The organism is Cetobacterium sp. (genome assembly GCF_977044495.1).
This window is the reverse complement of the sequence record NZ_CDRRQU010000083.1, coordinates 1-3140: the sequence shown is the minus strand read 5'-3', so window position 1 is coordinate 3140 and position 3140 is coordinate 1. Positions and strand designations below refer to the sequence as shown.

The 3140-nt window shown below is 31.0% G+C and carries 6 protein-coding genes; 5 read left to right on the top strand and 1 reads right to left on the bottom strand.

All coding sequences use genetic code 11. The features are described 5' to 3' along the window. The 5 genes from ACWI69_RS11865 to nusB all read left to right on the top strand — a co-directional run. On the top strand, positions 1 to 1095 hold a 1095-nt coding region (locus ACWI69_RS11865), incomplete at its 5' end, for an acetyl-CoA carboxylase biotin carboxylase subunit (RefSeq protein WP_448822044.1). Positions 1096 to 1161: 66 nt separating this feature from the next. Continuing rightward, a complete protein-coding gene (locus ACWI69_RS11860) occupies positions 1162 to 1539 on the top strand; it encodes an Asp23/Gls24 family envelope stress response protein (RefSeq protein ID WP_448822043.1) in 378 nt (125 codons plus the stop codon). Between the two features lie 60 nt (positions 1540 to 1599). Next, on the top strand, positions 1600 to 2109 hold the full coding sequence (gene amaP / locus ACWI69_RS11855; protein WP_448822042.1) for an alkaline shock response membrane anchor protein AmaP: 510 nt from the start codon (positions 1600 to 1602) through the stop codon (positions 2107 to 2109). Positions 2110 to 2121: 12 nt separating this feature from the next. After that, positions 2122 to 2334 (top strand): DUF2273 domain-containing protein, encoded by a 213-nt coding sequence (locus tag ACWI69_RS11850; protein WP_448822041.1) that lies wholly within the window; start codon positions 2122 to 2124, stop codon positions 2332 to 2334. A 13-nt stretch (positions 2335 to 2347) separates the two neighbouring features. Beyond that, complete coding sequence (gene nusB / locus ACWI69_RS11845; protein ID WP_448822040.1) at positions 2348 to 2755, top strand: transcription antitermination factor NusB; 408 nt, start codon at positions 2348 to 2350, stop codon at positions 2753 to 2755. Positions 2756 to 2820: 65 nt separating this feature from the next. On the opposite strand, the gene ACWI69_RS11840 is transcribed toward nusB, so the two are convergent. Further along, on the bottom strand, positions 2821 to 3140 hold a 320-nt coding region (locus ACWI69_RS11840), incomplete at its 5' end, for a magnesium chelatase subunit ChlI family protein (RefSeq protein ID WP_448822039.1).

The window sequence follows — 3140 nt, the reverse complement described above, 5'->3', positions numbered from 1 at the left end:
TTATCTGAAAATGCTAGATTTGCAAGGATATGTCAAACTCATAATATAACGTTTATTGGACCAAGTCCAGAAGCTATTGAAAGTATGGGTGATAAGGCGACAGCTAGAAAAACAGCTATAGAAAATGATGTACCGTTGACAAATGGAACTGGAATAATAAGAAGTATAGAGGAAGCTAGAAAAGAAGTTGAAGAGAGAATAGGATATCCAGTAATGATAAAAGCTACTGCTGGCGGTGGTGGAAAAGGGATGAGATTAGCTAGAACTCCGGAAGAGTTAGAAAGTAAAATCATTGCAGCCCAAACAGAAGCGGAGTCTGCATTTGGAAATCCAGATGTCTATATAGAAAAATTTGTCGAAAATCCAAGACACGTTGAAATTCAAATTATGGGTGACAAACATGGAAATGTTATCCACTTAGGAGAGAGAGATTGTTCTATTCAAAGAAGACATCAAAAGTTAATAGAGGAAGCTCCGTCATATAAATTACCTTCAAAAGTTAGAAAAGCAATGGGTGAAGCTGCTGTAAAATTAGCAAAATCGATTAATTACGATTCTGCGGGAACTTTGGAGTTTTTAGTTGATAAAGATGATAATTTTTACTTCATGGAAATGAATACAAGAGTTCAAGTTGAACATACAGTGACAGAGATGGTGACAGGAATAGATATAATTAAGTTACAAATTAAGGTTGCTGAAGGAGAGAGAATAAATATATCTCAGGAGGATGTTGTATTATTTGGGCACGCTATAGAGTGTAGAATAAATGCGGAGGATACAACAGCAGGATTTTTACCATCTCCGGGGAAATTGGAAACTTATATTGTTCCTGGGGGTCCCGGAGTAAGAGTGGATTCACATTCATATCAAGGATACGAGATATCCCCATATTATGATTCTATGATTGGAAAACTTATTGTTCATGGAATTACCAGAGAGGAAGCTATCGAAAAGATGAAAAGAGCATTAAATGAGTTTATTATAGAAGGAATTGATACAACAATTCCGTTTCATTTAGAGGTGCTGGACAATAAGGTATATAAAGCGGGAAAGGTTACAACAAAATTTATTGAAGAAAATTTTGAAAAAAACTAAATAATAGCTAGGAAAAATTTTAAATAAATGTAATAATATATATAATAATATCTACGGAGGTGTTTTATGAACGAGTTAGGAAATATAAAGATAGCAGATGATGTTGTCAAGACTATATCAGCAAAGGCAGCACAAGATGTTTCTGGAGTTTATAAATTAGCAGGTGGAGTAGCGGATGAAGTTAGTAAGATGCTAGGAAAGAAGAGACTTACAAATGGTGTTAAAGTAGAAGTTGGAGAGAAAGAGTGCAGTGTAGAAATCTATATAATAGTTGAATATGGATACCAAATATCTGAAGTGGCTCAAAATGTCCAAAAAAATGTTTTAACTGCAGTAAGTACAATGACTGGATTAAAAGTTGTAGAGGTAAATGTGTTTGTACAAGATGTAAAAATTTTAACGGACGAATATGAAGATAAGTATGAAGATATAGAGGTTGTATAATTAAAATATGAAAGAGGCGTTTTCTTACGCCTCTAATCTTTCTTTACAGGGGTGAGTTTATTGATAAAAAAATTAATATTTTTCTTTGCTTGGATAGGAATATTTATTATATCTATAACAGGAATAGGATATATAACAATGCCACAATATTTTATAACAATAAATACAAGCTCACTTATATTTAAAGTTATTGTTTTTAATATATGCTTAATATATGCGTGTATATCAATATTAAAATTATTATCTAATTTTTCCAAAGAAAAAGATTATGTCATAAAAAATGAACATGGCTCAGTTCATATTTCAACAGATACAGTCAAGAATCTAATAAGAGAGAGTTTATCAAAAGATAATGATATAAAAAGTTTAAAAATAGATTGTGGAAATAGAGGAAGTAAATATTTTGTTAAGTTGAACTTAGATATGATATCAAATAATAACTTATCGGCAAAAACTATAGATATACAAAATTTAGTAAAAGCTAACTTAGAGCAGAAATTAGATTTAAAAGTTGACTATATAGAGGTAAAAATCTCTAGATTATCAGCTAGAAGAGACTCAATGGAGTAGGGGGAAGTAGATATGATGTTAGAAAAAATTATTGAAAATTTTATTCTTAATTTTAAGAAATATCTATATGCTATCTCAGGATTGATAATAGGGGTTCTTTTAGTTGAGTATGGAATTTTGAAGACGGTGTTTATACTATGTTTAGCATTTGTTGGTTTTAAGTTAGGAGATAAAGATTTTCAAGAGAGGCTAAAAAAACAAATATTAAATAGATTAAAAGATTAGAAAGGAAATCATAATGAGTAGAAGAGTAGCAAGAGAAGAGTTATTTAAAATAGTTTTTGAATCGGAGCTAACTGAGGTAAAAATAGATGAAATTTTAGCCAGTTATTTGTTGAGAGACGAGACTAATTTAAATACAAATGAGAGAGAGTTTATTGAAAAATACTCTAACGGAATGGCTTTAAATGACGATAAAATTACAGATACATTGAAGGATAATATTACGGGTTGGAGTCTGGAGAGAATAGGAAATGTAGAAAAGGCTCTTTTGAAGATAGCGACATATGAAGTTCTATTTGAAGATGTACCAGCTGAGATAGTTGTCAATGAAGTTGTAGAGTTGGCAAAGAGATACGGTGATGAGAAGTCGCATGAGTTTATCAATGGTGTTTTAGCAAAAGTAGTAGTTGAAAAAAATAGATAATAACTTTAAAAAGGGAAAGAGCTCCTATTGAGTCTACTTTCCCTTTTTTCTTTTAGATTGAAATATTAATTTTTTCTAAAGTTGATGGCTTCCAATAGGTGTTGTTTTTCAATATTAAGAGACTCTTCCAAATCTGCAATTGTTCTAGCTACTTTTAAGATTTTGTGATATGTCCTCATAGATAAATTCAGATTTCTAATAGCAGTTCTAATAATTTGTTCACATTCAGTATTCAAAACACAGTATTTTTCAATTTCACTGTTGCACATATCACGATTGAGTTTACCAGTAAAACGAAGATTTTGTATTTCCCTAGCTTTAACCACTCTAGTTCTAATATCTTTAGAGGTGTCACCTCGTTCCTCATCCAAAATCTCTCTATCAT